The sequence below is a fragment of the Erythrobacter sp. JB1-15 genome (assembly GCF_057365035.1).
Window position 1 is genome coordinate 1,823,667 of sequence record NZ_CP200295.1, and the last position, 16,061, is coordinate 1,839,727.

The following is a 16,061-nucleotide window of genomic DNA, read 5'->3' on the forward strand; positions in this document are numbered from 1 at the left end:
GTTAAAGCCGGGTTAACCAGTCTTTAAACCGGTGCTGACAGATCCCTTGATCATCTGGACCTTCAACGCATTTGCTTTGAACGCCTTGCCAGGATCCTAAGTGAAAGGGATTTGACTGTGAATGCGATCAGTCATCGTGTCGATATGTCGGACAGCCCATCAGGGGCGATCGAGGTGGGAACGCCCCCTGATTTGCCGGGTGAATTGAGCCTGCTTGCGGGTGATACAGACGAATATCCCAAAACCGGCCAATCAACCCGGCGGCCTAAATGGCTGGATCGCTATTCCTTGAATGCCAAATTGCGCTTTGCAATGCTTGGCAATGTGATTGTTCTGGGGAGCATGGGGCTTATCGTCTTGGGATGCTGGCTCTATTTTCTGAATTGGGGCGAAGATGTGGGCGATATGATCGCCGCGGAGATACGCACTGGCCAGGCAACGCTGGATCTGCGCGATGCACAGGCGCAGCTGGACGGACCCAGTGATGAATTTACGGCCGCGCAAAAACAGGCAATTGCGTCATCGCTTGCTGATGCAAAAGCAGAGATCGCCATTGCCCAAGACCGCAATCAGGGCGCGGGGCAAATCGCCACCAAAGAACAGCTTGATGCCTTCCAGGCTGACCTTATCACGATCCAAGCTCAGGTCGCCGCATTACCCCTGCCAGCGTCGGACGAAACAATCGCTGCTTTGCGCGAAACCATCAAGGCTGCCGAAATCGATCAGCGCGCCAATGTCGAACAGCTTCGCGATGATGTGAGCACAATGTCGAATGAATTTTTCGGCGCGCTCGTTTGGGTCTTGAGTCTTGCAGGGTCGCTTTTGCTGGTTTCGTTTGCGGTGACATTTGTCGGTGTCAACTCGATTATCCGAAACGTAGTCGGCGTGGTTCGGTCGATGACCGCACAAATGTCCAAAGTTGCCGGCGGCAAGACTGATGCCGAGATCCCGGGCCAAATGCGCGGGGATGAGATAGGTGAAATGGCAAGAGCGCTCGAGGTTTTTCGCGTTAAGTCTCTCGAACTTCGCGACCTCAATGATACTCGGGCAAGGGAAGCCGAACAGCGTTTGGCACAGCAAGAAGCGTTGAACAAAAGAGCCGCGACGCTTCGCAGCGAAACAAGCGGCTTGCTTGAAGGTTGGGCGGATCAGTTTGAAGTAACCGGGACCGAATTGGTCGCCTCCGTTTCCAGCGCGATCGAGCAATTGCGACAGACATCGCAATCCATGGAAGCTCTCTCACACGATTCCGCCGAGCAATCGCGCGGAGCGAGCAAGGCTATGGAAGCGGCCAATGTCAATGTGACCGCCGCTGCTGCTGCGACAGACCAATTTGCTTTGTCAATCAGCGAGATCAGCCAGCAGGCTTCGGGGTCAGCAGCGCTGGCGCGCGAAGCCAGCACTTTGGTCGATGCTGCCAATTCCCAGATGAACACTTTGGCCAATGCCGCTGATGAAATTGGCGAGATTGTTGAACTGATCCAAACGATCGCGCAGCGCACAAATCTGCTTGCCTTGAACGCCTCGATCGAGGCGGCCCGGGGAGGTGAGGCGGGGCGCGGTTTTGCGGTGGTAGCGAGCGAAGTGAAAGAACTGGCCAATCAAACGAGCGCAGCGACCCAAAGTGTGGGTGAGCGAATTCACGCGATCCAATCTTCAACCAATTCCAGCGTTGATGCGCTCACATCGATTGTGACGCAGATTACTGAGCTTGAACAATCCTCGGGAGTCATCGCAAGCGCGGTCGATCAGCAGTCTTTGTCGGGTGAAGAATTGGCGCGCAATATTGATGTGGCAGCATCGGGATCGAGCAGCGTTGTTGAACGCCTCGAAAAAATGCGGTGCACCAATGAGAAGACGGGCGGGGCAATCAATGAGGTTGTGGCCAGCGCGCAAGAGCTTGGCCATGTGGCTGAAAAGATGCGGGAAAAGGCAGGCGTGTTTGTTGCTCAGGTGCGAAAGTCTGCACGCGATCTGGCTGTGGATGACATAGATCCTGTGAGCGATCCATCGGTTCGCACTGAACCTAAAGCAGCTCTAGCGTCAGATTGACCGGGTCTCCCTCAGCCAGATTTTCAGCGCGCATCACCTTTTTGGACACCAGCAGCGTCCAACTTTTGCTGCCTTTGGACATGGTTTCGATATTCATCGGGAAGACCGAGGTTTTCCAGCGCGTTTCGCCAATTTGCGCATAGCACTTTACTGAACCAAAACCGCGCTGCTTGCCAAATTCGAGGCGGTGCAGGGCGGCGTGGGTGGTGATGGCCTCAGCGGCTTTGCCGTTCAGGTTCACCAGATGATACGTGCCGCGTTCCCCGCTCCAGCGCTCAAGGGGAAGGGCGGTATTGATCGTCTCGCTCATTCGTCTGCCAAACTCTCGGCAGCAATGGCGCGCACTGGCACGGGAATATTGCAGATATCCGCGCCGCCTGCGGGCTCGATAAAGAACGGATCGCGCCGGTTGGCGCGTGCCTCAGCGTAGCGGGCAAAGCTTTCGGTTTCGGTGGAGAGATATTCAAAGCGGGGCTGCTCAGCCTCGGGCAAATCGGAGGCCACGCGGATCGAGAGGATGGGCGTGCGCTTGTCCGCTTCCTCAGCGGTGTAGAAACCCAATGCGCCGGAACCGCGGGGAGGGAGGACAAATGGTCCATCCCGCTGATAATCCGGCCGACAAGCGCGATATTGCGATCAAGATGGCGCGGGGCATGGCCGATCACGGTGTAAAGCTCCGCGCCAGAGCCTGTGTCGGGGGAATAGGAGCGGCCTACGCCCACCATGCCATAGCAATGGACGGGGGCAGCGGAAGTCTGAAATAAGGTCCTACTTATCATCGCAAAGGGAAAGCCTTGCTCAAAAAGAGCAATCAGACTGCTCCGGTATTGGGCGTTCGAGACGCGGACCTGACCAGTCGCAAAGTGGGTTAGGCGATCTGTTCCCCCAGGCTCTCTATTTTGCAAGTGATCATAAAAGCTGTTCAATTGATCTTTGATACTTTCATTGAGCCCGGTGAGAACGTAATCCTCCTCCACCATCACATTGAGCCCCTCAGGCAGCGGCTTCGCCTCGCCCTCCGCCTCAGGATTGTCGTGATTGGGATCGCCCCATTGGACGACGTAATTGTCCTGCACGCGGTTTACGCTGATCCCGTCATACCACTTCGCGCGCGCCAGAATTCGGATGTTCTCCACCCACCCTTGGCTAAAAGGCGCGGGCATTAGCTGGATCACCACTTGTCGTTCGTTACCATCACGGTCTGGCGCCAGCGTCATGACCACCAAATCCTCAGGCGCAATCGCGACCCAATCCGGCGGCGGGGCGGCGGCGACGATTTCGTTCGGGCTGGGGGCTGGGGTTTCTTGGGCTCCAGCATCTTGCGCAAAGACAAGCGTGGGAAAAGCAAGCGCGGAAAAGGCGAGTGCGGCGGCTGTAGTGGCAAGGGTTTTCATAAAAACTATGTGCCACCGCTTGGCGACTTGCGAAAGAGCCAAGGCGCAGCTATCGCGGCGCACTTGCTGAAAAAGCAATGCGGAGACGTGGCCGAGTGGTCGAAGGCGCACGCCTGGAAAGTGTGTAAAGGGGCAACTCTTTCGTGGGTTCGAATCCCACCGTCTCCGCCACCTATACCATCCCAAGATGTCCAACGAAGTGCCTCAAAGCCTCAGAATTCTGGGCTTTTTGGGTCTTGCATTGGAATCTATTGTTCTTATTATGTTCCTACTAATCCCGCTGTTTCTTTGATTCATTGTGGGAGCAATTGTGGGAGCGGACAGATGATGGATGGTCATGGGAAAGCTTACCGCACTGCAAATTCGCAATTTAAAGGCGCCCGGAAGATATGGCGACGGAGACGGACTGGCACTCGTCTTTAAGGGACCTGGCAAAGGCTATTGGGTCCTCAGGGCCACGATAAAAGGCCGAAGACGTGATATCGGACTTGGTTCCTTGTCGCTCATCTCGCTCAAAGAAGCGCGCGATACCGCAATTGACTTGCGCCGAGATATCCAGCGCGGACTTGATCCGATTGCTGAAAGAGAAAAAGCCGAGCGAGTTGTCCCGACGTTCGCCGAGGCTGCGCGAAAGGTTCATGGCGAACAAAAAGCAGGCTGGAAGAACGGCAAGCATCAAGATCAGTGGATCACAACTTTAGAGAAATACGCCTTCACCAAGCTGGGCAAGAGATTGGTGGACGACATTGAAGGCCCACTGATCCGCGAGTGCCTATTGCCTATTTGGCTTGAGAAGCCAGAGACGGCGCGGCGTGTAAAGCAACGCATCGGAGTGGTATTGGACTGGGCCTATGCCAATGGCATGCGCGCAACCGAGGCTCCCATGCGCTCGCTGGGACGCGCTCTTCCGCGTCAACCGAAGCGCGACAATCACTTTGCAGCTATGCCCTATGAAGAGGTGCCCGCGTTCATACGCCACCTTCAAGAACGCAACAGCGTCTCCCGTTTGGCGTTAGAGTTTCTTATCCTATGCGGTTCACGTTCTGGCGAAGTTCGCGGTGCCAAGTGGTCCGAGATCGACCTTAAAAACAAGCTCTGGACCATTCCCGCGGACCGTATGAAGGTTGGTAAGGAACACGCTGTTCCGCTAACCGATGCGGCGATCGATGTGTTGCAGCGGGCGCGACCATTCTATGCCTCGTGCAGCGATCTGATCTTCCCAGGACGCAATGTGATGCACCCGATGTCCGACATGACGCTCCTCAAGATCCTCCGATACGCTAAGCTTCCCTTCACCGTGCATGGCTTTCGATCTTCATTCCGGGACTGGGCAGCGGAGCAAACCAGCTACCCGGGCGAGGTTGCTGAGGCGGCGCTTGCACACACTGTAAGCAACAGAGTCGAGGCCGCCTATCGGCGCACCAACTACCTCGAAAAAAGGCGCGAGCTGATGCGTGAATGGGCAAACTTTTGCACGAGTGAAGGGCCTAGTAAGGGAACAATATAAGCCCTGCAAGCGTGCTATCATCGATGGCAGTCCCTACGATCTGGACGAGGCGCAACGAGGCCCAAACGCTCCAAGCGGCGTTGGTATGCAGCCACGACCTCATCGCGCAAATCGGGCACAGGATGGTGCGTGAGCAGCGCATCCAGAGCGACGGTGATGAAGACATTTTGGCGCACCGGATCAGTACCCGGTCTGTCATGGTGACCTTCGACATCGCGGTGCCAAGCATCGAAAATACAATCGCCTATCACGATACTTGAGCTAACCCGGCGTTCCTCTGCCTGAGCATTAATCCACTCGGCAATAAGCGGCGTGACGTAGGTCACCAAACGATGTTCTCTTTGCATGAATCCAAGTTCCTTTTTGTTGTCTTTGAACCTGGTTCACCCTGCGGAAGGCGAGTGCCACTCTGGCACAGCAAAATGGGTGTAGGAAACACCGAATTTATCCAATATCATCAATTTGCTACGTCGGCATGGGCTACTCTAGCACAGTCGAATTGGCCATTGGCACACAACTGGCACAGAAGTTCCACATTTGGATTCCCTAATTTAAGCTATTGTTACTTCGATACTTTTCGACCCATCTCGTGCAGAATTCGCTGCGTACGGTGTGCTGTCAAGTTCCAATGCGCGCGGGCGTCTCCGGCAACTCGGAGCAATCGTTCAAGACACTGAAATTTCTACTTTATATTTGGAGCGGGAGCAGACGGGCATTCTCGGGACAGAGCGAGATTCTACGCTGGATCGGCGCTGGGCTATCAACTGGCCTTAGTTTGGCAACAAATGGCCAGTTGCATAGACGGTCTTTACGAGCCGTACTTGTTCGTGCCGCTTGCCCAATACTGGCTCTCGACCCGTGTTCGTATCTGTCGGGAAGAGGCTGACGGTATGCTCGCCAGTCGAATTGATGTGCGCAGCCTCGCGCCGCCTTTCTGAATGGACTCACTGCCCAGACCCACTCTCCCATCAGATCCTCTAAGCAACATAAGAGGGGCGCTGTCCGGTCTGGACAGCGCCCCTCAGATGGGATCGAAGAAGCTGGGTGTCAGTCGATCTCGGTAGCATCCTTGTTGTCATCGTTCTCGCTCGAACCATTGCCGCGTGACAGGAAGTCGACCTTGTCGGCGAAGATCTCGGTGCTGTAGCGGGTGACCCCGTCCTTGTCTTCCCATTGGGTGTAGTGGACGCGGCCTTGGATGCTCACCAGCTGGCCCTTGGTGCAGTACTGTCCAACGGTCTTGGCGAGGCCGTTGAAGCAGGTCACCCGGTGAAACTCGCTTTCCTTGGCGGTGTAGCCGTTCTCATCCTTGTAGGTCTTGCCGTCCTTGTCGCGCGCAGGGCGATCGGTGACGACAGTGATCCCGGTGACATTGGTGCCGTCCTTGGTCTCGCGGGTTTCCGGATCGCGGGCGATGCGGCCTGTGAGGATTGCAATATTGGTCATGAGTGTGTTCCTTCAGTTCCTCAAACCGGAGACCACCTCCGGCTTGCGAACATCCAAAAGAAGCAGGGCATGGGAGGGCTGCACCGCAGGAGCGAATCTCCATGGGAAACCTGTTCATGACGGGTGGTGCGGGCAGGCGGGGCAGCCGCCAACACGGCCGTCAAAGGAACGGGTTGCTGCGCTCAGCTGACCTGGTTCAGGACTGTTCGCGAAGAAAGCCGGATGGGTATCGGATACGGGTCTGAAGGCTCAGATCATCCCGCTGCAATCAACTTTCGCCGTTGCTTTCCGATGCTGACAGGAGATCCATGAAGTTGGGGGCTGCTTCCCGGTCTTCCTCGTTCTCGAACGCCACGTCGAGGTCAGGGGCGGATTCGAACATGTGCAGCAACGGCCACAGTGCAAAGCGCTTGCCCCGGTCCGACTCTAGCTCAGCGAGCGTCGGCTTTGCGCCCTCATGTCCGACATTACGGCCAAGACTGCACGGCCTCTAAAGCGGACATCCGATCAAATTGATGATCGCCGCTGCTTTGCGCTCCAATCTTGGATATTCGAGTGTCTTAAAGGAAATCTGAAAGCTGACCAGCATTTCGCCCAACTTAGCAATGAAATAGCGCACCAGATTGCCGGGGCCGCACTAACGCTCGCCAAAGGAAAGAGTTTCCTTCATGGAATCTGTAGTTTATCGGGCACTGCATATTGGTCAAATATTTGACCCGACCTGCCCCATTAAGGCGGCCCACCGTTTAAGTTAGAGCTCCGGCGGTTGTGGTGGCCCTCCTGGGCGGCCTGGAGCGTAGGATATTTCTTCCGTGCCATTATCAGCTCCTTTCGCGCTGAAAATAGCCGAAACCTGACACTCAATGTGGGTTACTTTTCTGGGGCAGGCTAACCTATGGGATCAGTCGGGGCTATAAGAGTCTAGATGCAGATGGTGTTGATCGTCGGAGTGACTGGCCAAACCACAAAGCCCGTAGCCGAGCAATTTGCGCGCAACATTCTGCCCCCGCGTCCTCATGACAAGAATGCGGCGTATGGCGTTTTGACCCAGCCGTCTTCGAAGGGCGCCAGAAAATTATACTTGAAGTACAGGCGGCTGAACTTCCAAGAGCCGTCGACCCGGACGTATTCATTGTCGTAGCGACCTTGGACCCATCTTGCCTTTGGCCCTTCAGGAGTTTTCGAAGTGACCATTCCGACAAGGTACCACCTTCCCGAGGCTTCATCCCCATCCACCTCAATCAGGGGCGTGATCGGCTGATGGACCATCATCGGCGTAAGCTCATCGGCCTTGTGTAAGAAGCGTGACAGTTTGGGTTTGGATGTGATGGTCGTCATTTCATCGAACCCGACAGACCATTCGAGGGGGTCGACGAAAAGATCAAGCAGATCATCGATCTCGGATGAATCGACATGGTAGGAGTACTTCGCCTGAACGTCGGAAATCTCCTGAATGTCCTCAAGCCTTTTAATTCTCGCTTCTAGACTTTCTGACATTATTCCCCCTTGCGGTGCAGAGGTTTCAAGAGGAGACCCCGCGACACTTTTGACCTTGTATCCAGATAATTCTTCGTAACCTTCAAAGGCCAAAGCCGATACTAGGAAATTGTCTAAGCCCAGTGCTGGCCGGTATTTGTCGCATTGACATATGCGCATTCAATCCATTCTCATAACTGGAGAGCGCTTCGGCCTTCTGTTACTCCTTCCCTAAGGAAGATCGAGGGGGAGCCAAAGATGCGGAAGGTATCATGCGAAGCGAAATTGTCCCGGCGCGCTGTTGTCAAGGGAAGCGCTACCACAGCTCTTGCGGTAAGCCTTGGCGCACCGGTCGCCGCTATCGGGTCGATTACCGGCATCGACTATACCAAGCACGATGCAACCTCGCTCGCTCAACTGGTGCGCACAGGCCAGGTGACTGCTTCAGAACTTTTGGAAGAGGCGATTGAGCGGACGATGCGGCAGGACCGCCACCTCAATTTCGTTGCGCATGAGATGTTTGATTATGGCCGCGAACAGATTGCGCGTGGGTTGCCCGATGGGCCATTCAAAGGGGTGCCTTTCCTAGAGAAAGACCTCAACATGCATATCGCTGGTGCCCCGTCGGGGCAGGGGAGCCGGTTGTATAATGGCAATATTGCCACGGTGACTTCTGAGCTGGTCAAACGGCATGAGGCGGCTGGGTTTGTCATCTTTGGCAAAACAACGACGCCAGAATTTGGGCTTACCGGAACGACGGAAAGCATCGCAGAAGGGGCGACGCGCAACCCTTGGAACCTGGCTCATAGCTCGGGCGGATCGAGCGGCGGTGCCTCTGCTGCCGTGGCGAGCGGAGCCGTGCCTATGGCCCATGCTAGCGATGGTGGGGGGTCGATCAGAATTCCGGCGAGCGCTTGTGGGCTATTCGGGCTCAAGCCAAGCCGTGGCCGCATACCCCTTGGCCCCGGACGGACTGAGGGGTGGGGCGGTATGTCCACCAATGGCGCGGTGAGCCGAACCGTGCGAGATACAGCCGCGCTTCTTGATGCCACACATGGAGCAGAGCCGGGATCGCGCTATGTTGCGCCAACGCCGTCCAACACCTTCCTTTCTGAGGTCACGAAATCGCCGGGATCGCTTAGAATTGCTCTCATGCTTGATCCCATTTCGGGCACGCCTGTCAATCGAGAGGTCATCGCCGCGACATGCCGCGTGGCCAAACTGTGTGAGGGGCTAGGGCATAATGTTGAGGAAGCCTCCCTCGAGCTCGATGGCGCAAAGCTGGGCGAAGCAAGCTTTGCAATTGTCGCAACTGGGCTCGTCAATATGATTGACGCTCGCGCAGCGGAAGCAGGGGTGAGCGTCGGGCCCGATGTGCTCGAACCGGTCACTCTTGCTCTATACAACTTCGGAAAACAGCTGCCCGGAACAGCGGTTTCGGCTGGAAGCTCTTTGCATCAAAATGCTGCGATCGAAGTGGCTGATTTCATGACGGGGTATGATGTGATCTTGTCCCCCGTTATGGCATCGCCGCCCGCTCTGATTGGCGAGCTCAGTTTGGATAATCCCGACTTCGTCGCGTTTGGCAAAGCCAGCGGAGCCTACATTCCGTTCACCAGCATCTTCAACATTACGGGACAGCCAAGCATGTCCGTGCCGCTTAGCATGTCAAAAGATGGCCTGCCCATCGGGGCAATGTTCTCTGGGCGATATGGGGAGGAGGCGCTATTGCTGCGTCTCGCAGGCCAATTGGAGCGGGCCCAGCCTTGGTTCCATCTGACGCCTGCAACACGGTAGTTTTCTTTAAGGAAGCGGCATGATTGATCTGTACTTTGCCCCCTCGCCCAATGGCTGGAAGATATCTGTCATGCTTGAAGAATGCGGCCTGCCGTATTCGGTGCGCCTTGTGAACATCGGCAAGGGTGAACAGTTTGAGGCCGATTTCCTGAAAATCAGTCCTAACAATCGCATCCCTGCAATCGTCGACCATGATCCGGGCGAGGGCGTGGGGCCCGTCTCATTGTTCGAAACAGGGGCGATCCTGCTCTATCTGGCGGAGAAAACCGGACAGTTTATTCCAGGCGACATCATGGGGCGTAAAGCTGCGTTGGAGTGGCTGTTTTGGCAAGTCGGCGGATTGGGGCCGATGATGGGGCAGCACGGGCATTTTAAACTCTATGCGCCGGAAAAGATCAAGTATGCGGTTGATCGTTATCGGCGCGAGGTTGAACGCCTGTTCGGTGTGCTTGATCGCCGCTTGGGCGAGGCTGCGTTCCTTGCGGGCGATGAGTATTCCATCGCTGATATGTCGGTCTTCCCATGGGTCCAAACCTATAAGGCGCAAGGCATTGACCTGCTTTCATTTGTGCATGTGTCGCGCTGGTATGAAGAACTGAAACAACGTCCCGGACTGCGAAAAGGCATGGCTCTTGGCCGCGAGAACATCAATCGTCGGCCGCAAGACGATGGCCAAGCAAACAAGATCCTTTTTGGTAACGAAAGCTAATACTGGGGGCGACCAGACATGAGCGCAAAAGTTGAGTTTTTCTACGATCTGTCCTCGCCGTGGACGCGGCTTGCCTTTCACAATATCCAGCCCATTATCGCTGAGACAGGCGCGCATATTGTTTGGCGTCCGTTTCTGGTGGGCGGCGTGTTCAATGCGGTGAATGATAGCGTCTATAAAGCGCGTTCAAACCCCGATGATCCAAAGATGCGCAATAGCTTCATTTGGCTAAAGCAATGGGCGACATTGGCAGGATTACCGATGAATTTCCCATCGCCCCATCATCCGGTCAAATCTGTCCATGCGATGCGGGTGTGCTGCGCTTTGCAAGAGGACCAAGAAGCACTCTTCCAGTTTAGCGAGCGTGCCTTTGACGCCTATTACCGCGAACAGGCCAACATTGATGATCCTGCGGTTTTGGCAGGGCTTGCCGATGAATGCGGGTTGGATGGGCAATCACTGCTTCAACAAACGCAGGAGCAAAAGGTCAAAGATCAACTGCGCGCCAACACCGAGGAAGCGATTGAGCGCGGCGCATTTGGTTCCCCCACAGTCTTCGTCAACTCCGATGCAATGTACTTCGGAAATGATCAATTGCCGCTCGTCCGCCAGGCGATCCTAGGATAATGGCGGTTAGCTTGCGCCGGTTGGAACTTCGTTGAATGTCAGTCCCTTGTCCGCCCGCATTTCGGGCGGCAGGCCCAAGACGCGTTCTGCGATGATGTTGCGCAAAATCTGATCGGACCCACCCTCGATGCGAAGAGCGGGGGAGCGCATCAGCATCGCTTGGAAGCGCGCTTTGCCATCGGCAATTTCACGGTCCTCGATAACTGCGCCGAACCCTTGAAGATCCATCGCAAACTTGGTGAGGTCTTGCATCATCTCGCCCACAATCAGTTTGCCGATTGAGTTTTCAGGGCCCGGCGTTTCACACCCCGCAATCATAGCAATGGCGCGAATTCCGGAGTTTTTGAGCCCAGCCGCTTTTGAATAATAATCGGCCAGTTTGGATTGCACATCGGCCCGCTTGCACGCTTTTGCATTGTCGAGGAGCAAATTCTGAACCAGATCGACGAAGTCCGGAACGCCGGTCGCGACACGGCCGCCGATCGCCATGCGTTCATTCATCAAGGTTGTAAGCGCGACTTTCCATCCATCGCCAACTCCGCCCAAACGTTGTGCATCTGGAATACGGACATTCTCAAAATACACCTCGTTAAAGGACGTGCCCCGATTGATCTGTTTGATCGGGCGAATGTCGACGCCCGGCGCTTTCATATCAACGAAGAACATCGTCAATCCCGCGTGCTTAGCGACATCGGGATCGGTGCGCGTGAGCAAGATGCCGTAGTCAGAGAAATGCGCGCTGGAGGTCCAGATCTTCTGTCCATTGATGACCCACTCGTCTCCATCTTTCACGGCTTTTGTGCGAAGGCCTGCGAGGTCTGAACCGGCTGCAGGTTCTGAGAAGAGTTGGCACCAAATCTGTTCCCCATTGGCCATCTTGGGCAGGAACTCGCGCTTCTGCTCTTCATTGGCGTAGGCCATCAAAGTGGGCGCGCACATTCCGTGGGTGATGATGTAGGTCCAACTGAGAAGGGAATAGATGCCCTCTTCCTGGTTCCAGATGACATTCTCAATCGGCGATGCGCCGCGGCCTCCATATTCCTTTGGCCACATTAGGGTGGCCCATCCACCCTCGGATTTCTTGCGCTGCCATGCTTTGGCCGCGTCCACCGGATTCTCATCGCCTGTGTTGATCGTGCCAAAACCGCTTGTTTCAAGATGCTGGCGCAAATGGCTTGGTCCGTTTGCCTCAATCCACGCCCGTACTTCGGCGCGGTATGCGCGGGTTTCTTCGTCCGGGTCAGTAATCGCCGTTTGCTCGCCGTTTCCTCCGTGTTCGACAAGCGCGTCTGTCAAACGGCCCTCCCAAACGCTTAGGCCATCAAGCATGAGGGCCTGATAGTTCGACCGGCGATAATAGACGTGGCAATCAAACTCCCATGTGAAGCCCATACCGCCATGAACTTGGATGTTGTCCTTGGTGCAGAGTTGATAGGCCTTCGTCGCTGAAACGCGGGCAACAGCTGCGCTTAACGCGAGATCATCTGCTTCATTGGCAAGCGCTTCAGCGGCGGCATAACAGTTGGATTCCGCAAGCCTCAGCGATGCGTACATATCGGCCATCATGTGCTTGAGGGCCTGAAACGATCCGATAGGGCGGCCAAACGCATAGCGGCCCTTTGCGTAATTGACGGCCATATCAAGCGCGGCCTGAGCGCCGCCAATTTGCTCAAAAGCGAGCAATACTGCGGCCCGGTCATATATCGTCTTGAGCTGTTCCCACCCTTTTCCTGCTTCACCAAGCAAGTCGGCTTTAACACCGTGAAAGTCGATCCGTGCCGTGTTCAAAGCAGGGTCGATAGTGGCAAGGTTAGCGCGGCTGATGCCAGGGATTTCGAGATCAACAATGTAAAGCGATGCCCCTTTCTCGCTGTTTGCGAGAACGACTGCGAAATGGGCGATGCCGCCTGCTGCAACGGCAAGTTTGGTTCCGGTAAGAGCGCCGTCTGTCACCAAGCATTCAAGGCTGGATGGATTTAACTGTTCGACGCTTTCCGTCGTCGCGATGGTGCCAACGCGCGTGCCATCGGCAAGGCTGGGTAGGAGCGCCTCTTTTTGCGCGTCTGATCCAAATTGCACAATCGCTTCGGTTGCCAATCCGACCGATGCGGTAAAGGGCACCGCAGCTGCCGACTTGCCAAGGCTTTGAGCCACAAGGCAAAGGCTTTTGTAGCCAGTGTCAACGCCGCCATATTGCTCAGGGATATTGATCCCAAGCACGCCAAGCTCGGCAAGACCTGCCCACACTTCGTCCGAATAAACCTTTTCCTCATCAAGAACCCGGCGAACCTCTGCCATTGGGCTGGAGGTGGAGAGGAACTTCTCGACTTGATCTTGGATCATTCTGTCGTCGTCAGAAAACTGCAGGTTCACTTGAACATCCCTTTGGCGAATTGGTGACCGGTCATTGATCGACCTTGGATGATTTTTCTTAGGCTAGAAGTGAACTTGGCGGCGAAGCGAGGTTGATCGCTTCGCCGCCAAGTCTTGTGTTTAATTGCTCTGAGTTAGAAGCGAGCTGTGAGCGTCACACCCCACTCACGAGGTGGGTTGATGAAAGAAAACTGACTGTCGTCCACCACCGGTGATGAGAAGATGATCTGACTGACCGCTTCGTCGCCACAATTGCGGCACCAAAGTTCGACGCCGTATTTTCCGTCATCCGTGCCGATACCAACACGAGCTGTGAACAGCGAATAGGACTCTTGGACGCGAGTTGGCTCAAGGCCTGCACTGGCGATGTAAGAGCTGCTGAAATACCAACCCCCGTTCACGAACGCTTCAAGACCAGAGTTCCCAAGCAGAGTGGTGTAGTTTGCATTCAAAGAGCCCGTATGTTTCGGGGCGTTGTTGATCTGCAATCCATCCAACTCGTTCCCACCGAGCAAAAACGGTTGAGTATATCCCGCATCAGCGAATGTATACTGGAAGCTGAGATCAAACCCGTCCGCAGGTTCGAGCCTGAACTCGGTTTCGAAGCCCTTTGAAGTGACCTCTGGCGCCGCTAGAACGTTGAAGCTGGTTCCGGTAAATTGAAGCACTTGAAAGTCTTTGAAGGTCGAGTGGAAACCGGTGATATTAAATGTCGCACGGCCATCCCAGAATTGTGACCTGAGACCCAACTCGAATGTGTCCACAGTCTCAATTGGGAATGTCGGATCAGCGATCACCGCGTCCGCCGAGGCGAAACCATTTGCCACCAAAGCCCGGGTCGATCCAGCATCCGCGCCGCCCTGGCCACCAAGGACATCGAGGTTGACGCCGCCTGATTTGTAGCCATGGGCGTAGCTTGCATACATACTCACGTCGTCTGTGAATTCGTAATTGAGCGCGATGGACCCTGTAAGTTCATCGGCAGGTGCTTCTGCAACAAAATTGGTCGCGCCTGGCAAAATGAACGGGTTGAAAAGCGGGCCGATATTCGTTGTGAAATCGCCGGTTCCGGTTTTGTCTTCGTGGGTGTAGCGCAGGCCGCCAGAAACGGTGAAGCTGTCGCTAAGTTCATAGTCGACGTTACCAAAGATGGCGTAAACTTGCGCATCCTGTGTCAGGACTGAAACCTGATTATCGCCTGGGGTAAACCCAAACGGCGGGAAGCCTGGTGCGCCTCCGGTCGATAGCAGCGTATTGATTACTGCTGCGTCTGGGCCAAAGTTCAGCCCATAGATTTGGCCAAGATCTTCGTCGGAGTAGTAGACACCCAAGATCCAGTTGCTGGATCCGGCAAACTCGCCTGATAGCCGCGATTCAAAGGTGAACTGCTTCTGTGTTACCTCGTTTGGGCTGGCGACAGTGAAGTTGAATCCTGTTTGATCGGAATCCTGTGTACCGCTCACTTCATAATCGGAGTAAGACAATGAGGTGAACCAGTTGATGCTGTCGCTTATGTCCCAGTCCAGATCGACTTGGAGCCCAATTTCGTCTTGCTCTTCACTGGTGAGTTGATCGCGCGCGGTCACGAAGTCGCCAAACTGGCTTTCGTCTGACTGAACCGGTGCGTTGATACCAAACGCAGCCAAGGCGCCTGCGTTGCCGGCTGTCACAAACCCACCATTGGTGAAAGTAACAGCGCCGCAGCATGATTCATCGGCCGAGAAGTAGTTGCCGATGATCCGCAATTCCATGTCTGGAGTTGGCTGCACAAGCAGTTGTCCGCGTAGGTTGATACGGTCACGGTCGTTGATGTCGCCTACGCCAGGGATCAGGTTCTCCAAGAAACCGTCACGCTTGTTGTAGTCTGCTGCAAGGCGGAATGCCGCTACATCTTCTGCAAGCGGCACATTGACGATCCCGCGCAATTGCACACGATCAAAGTTGCCGAAGGTTGCACGCATCGAACCGCTGAACTCATCAAGTTCAGGCTTCTTCGTCACGACGCTGATTGCACCAGCGGTCGTGTTGCGGCCAAACAGCGTGCCTTGCGGACCGCGAAGAACTTCAATCCGTTCCACATCTGCAAAATCGCCCAGTGAAGTACCCGCACGCGGCCTGTAGATGCCATCAACAAAGATCCCGACAGAACCCTCAAACCCGAGGTTTGTGCCCGAGGTCCCAACGCCGCGAATACGCAGGCTTGATTGGAAACCTGTACCCGAACTGGTAGTAATATTCAGGCCCGGCACCGAAAACTGAAGGCTTTCGACGTTGGTAACACCGGCATTGTCCAAGCTGTCGACACTAAGTGCTGTCACAGACAGTGGCACATCTTGAAGCGACTGTTCCCGCTTGGTCGCGGTCACAATGATCACATTGTCTTCTTTTTCCGCCGCGGCCTCGCTGTCTGCTGTTTGTGCGCTCGCTGCACTCAAGGGCAAAACGGCCGCTGCAGATCCAAGCAGCAGGTACTTTGCGAAGGATTTTCCTGTGTTCGGTACAATTCTCTCAAGGTTCATGGTTGTTCCCTCTCCAAATTTCAGCTGCGGTTGATCGTTTTGTGCCAACTCTCAGCTTCATGCTACATGATACACATATTGATTATTGTGACAAATCCGAATTGATAGTTGTCTCTAAAACGCTAGTATTGGTGCACTTTGGCAACGTTGCCCCTTGGGCA

The 16,061-nt window shown here is 55.1% G+C and carries 11 protein-coding genes, 1 tRNA gene and 1 pseudogene; 6 read left to right on the forward strand and 7 right to left on the reverse strand.

The features are described 5' to 3' along the window. Nucleotides 1–117 precede the first annotated feature (117 nt). The gene (locus tag AC0V6L_RS08885; protein WP_486153918.1) at nucleotides 118–2,052 is read left to right on the forward strand and encodes a methyl-accepting chemotaxis protein; all 1,935 of its coding nucleotides are present in this window, start codon (nucleotides 118–120) and stop codon (nucleotides 2,050–2,052) included. Here AC0V6L_RS08885 and AC0V6L_RS08890 read toward each other — a convergent pair. Both AC0V6L_RS08890 and AC0V6L_RS08895 read right to left on the reverse strand, forming a co-directional pair. Continuing rightward, complete coding sequence (locus tag AC0V6L_RS08890) at nucleotides 2,027–2,362, reverse strand: DUF1905 domain-containing protein (RefSeq protein WP_486153919.1); 336 nt, start codon at nucleotides 2,360–2,362, stop codon at nucleotides 2,027–2,029. The two genes, AC0V6L_RS08885 and AC0V6L_RS08890, sit on opposite strands and share 26 nt — an antisense overlap. Then, nucleotides 2,359–3,446: pseudogene (locus tag AC0V6L_RS08895) on the reverse strand (peptidylprolyl isomerase). The gene AC0V6L_RS08890 and the pseudogene AC0V6L_RS08895 overlap by 4 nt, the downstream one beginning before the upstream one ends. 81 nt (nucleotides 3,447–3,527) lie before the next feature. Between AC0V6L_RS08895 and AC0V6L_RS08900 the strand changes: the two are divergent. After that, nucleotides 3,528–3,617: transfer RNA gene (locus AC0V6L_RS08900), tRNA-Ser, on the forward strand. A gap of 166 nt (nucleotides 3,618–3,783) precedes the next feature. Continuing rightward, complete coding sequence (locus tag AC0V6L_RS08905) at nucleotides 3,784–4,953, forward strand: tyrosine-type recombinase/integrase (protein WP_486153920.1); 1,170 nt, start codon at nucleotides 3,784–3,786, stop codon at nucleotides 4,951–4,953. A gap of 17 nt (nucleotides 4,954–4,970) precedes the next feature. Here the strand turns inward: AC0V6L_RS08905 and AC0V6L_RS08910 are convergent, their stop codons facing one another. From AC0V6L_RS08910 to AC0V6L_RS08920, 3 genes are all read right to left on the reverse strand, one after another. Further along, nucleotides 4,971–5,300 carry a hypothetical protein gene (locus tag AC0V6L_RS08910; protein ID WP_486153921.1) on the reverse strand — a complete coding sequence of 110 codons (330 nt, stop codon included), beginning with the start codon at nucleotides 5,298–5,300 and terminating at the stop codon, nucleotides 4,971–4,973. A 700-nt stretch (nucleotides 5,301–6,000) separates the two neighbouring features. Continuing rightward, the gene (locus AC0V6L_RS08915; RefSeq protein WP_486153922.1) at nucleotides 6,001–6,399 is read right to left on the reverse strand and encodes a single-stranded DNA-binding protein; all 399 of its coding nucleotides are present in this window, start codon (nucleotides 6,397–6,399) and stop codon (nucleotides 6,001–6,003) included. Nucleotides 6,400–7,413: 1,014 nt separating this feature from the next. Further along, nucleotides 7,414–7,896 carry a nuclear transport factor 2 family protein gene (locus AC0V6L_RS08920; RefSeq protein ID WP_486153923.1) on the reverse strand — a complete coding sequence of 161 codons (483 nt, stop codon included), beginning with the start codon at nucleotides 7,894–7,896 and terminating at the stop codon, nucleotides 7,414–7,416. Between the two features lie 237 nt (nucleotides 7,897–8,133). On the opposite strand from AC0V6L_RS08920, the gene AC0V6L_RS08925 reads away from it, so the two are divergent. From AC0V6L_RS08925 to AC0V6L_RS08935, 3 genes are read left to right on the forward strand one after another with little or no spacing between them, the layout of a single operon-like run. Beyond that, nucleotides 8,134–9,672 (forward strand): amidase, encoded by a 1,539-nt coding sequence (locus AC0V6L_RS08925; RefSeq protein WP_486153924.1) that lies wholly within the window; start codon nucleotides 8,134–8,136, stop codon nucleotides 9,670–9,672. Between the two features lie 19 nt (nucleotides 9,673–9,691). Continuing rightward, nucleotides 9,692–10,381 carry a glutathione binding-like protein gene (locus tag AC0V6L_RS08930; RefSeq protein WP_486153925.1) on the forward strand — a complete coding sequence of 230 codons (690 nt, stop codon included), beginning with the start codon at nucleotides 9,692–9,694 and terminating at the stop codon, nucleotides 10,379–10,381. A gap of 18 nt (nucleotides 10,382–10,399) precedes the next feature. After that, nucleotides 10,400–11,008, forward strand: coding sequence for a DsbA family protein (locus AC0V6L_RS08935; RefSeq protein ID WP_486153926.1), 609 nt, complete (start codon nucleotides 10,400–10,402; stop codon nucleotides 11,006–11,008). Between the two features lie 6 nt (nucleotides 11,009–11,014). Here the strand turns inward: AC0V6L_RS08935 and AC0V6L_RS08940 are convergent, their stop codons facing one another. Then, nucleotides 11,015–13,381: an acyl-CoA dehydrogenase family protein gene (locus tag AC0V6L_RS08940; RefSeq protein ID WP_486153927.1), complete on the reverse strand. Its 2,367-nt coding sequence runs from the start codon at nucleotides 13,379–13,381 to the stop codon at nucleotides 11,015–11,017. A gap of 134 nt (nucleotides 13,382–13,515) precedes the next feature. After that, the gene (locus tag AC0V6L_RS08945; RefSeq protein ID WP_486153928.1) at nucleotides 13,516–15,900 is read right to left on the reverse strand and encodes a TonB-dependent receptor; all 2,385 of its coding nucleotides are present in this window, start codon (nucleotides 15,898–15,900) and stop codon (nucleotides 13,516–13,518) included. Nucleotides 15,901–16,061 lie beyond the last annotated feature (161 nt).